General features: G+C 67.5%; 1 protein-coding gene. It reads left to right on the plus strand.

All coding sequences use genetic code 11. From position 1 onward, the window contains the following. Positions 1 to 295: FAD-binding protein (locus QWY29_RS20060; RefSeq protein ID WP_300962998.1), on the plus strand; the 295-nt coding region annotated here is incomplete at both ends.

The following is a 295-nucleotide window of genomic DNA, read 5'->3' on the forward strand; positions in this document are numbered from 1 at the left end:
CAACCTCTTCGACATGTACGAGCGGATCACGGGCGAGAACCCCTACGAGGTCCCGATGCGGATCTACCCCGCCGTGCACTACGTCATGGGCGGCCTGTGGGTCGACTACGACCTGCAGTCCAACATCCCCGGCCTCTTCGTGACCGGCGAGGCGAACTTCTCCGACCACGGCGCCAACCGCCTCGGCGCCTCGGCGCTGATGCAGGGCCTGGCCGACGGCTACTTCGTGCTGCCGAACACGATCCGCGACTACCTCGCCGACGGCCCGTTCGAGCAGGTCGACGAGGCGCACCCT

The organism is Nocardioides abyssi, from assembly GCF_030412915.1.
GTDB classification, from domain to species: Bacteria; Actinomycetota; Actinomycetes; order Propionibacteriales; family Nocardioidaceae; genus Nocardioides; species Nocardioides abyssi.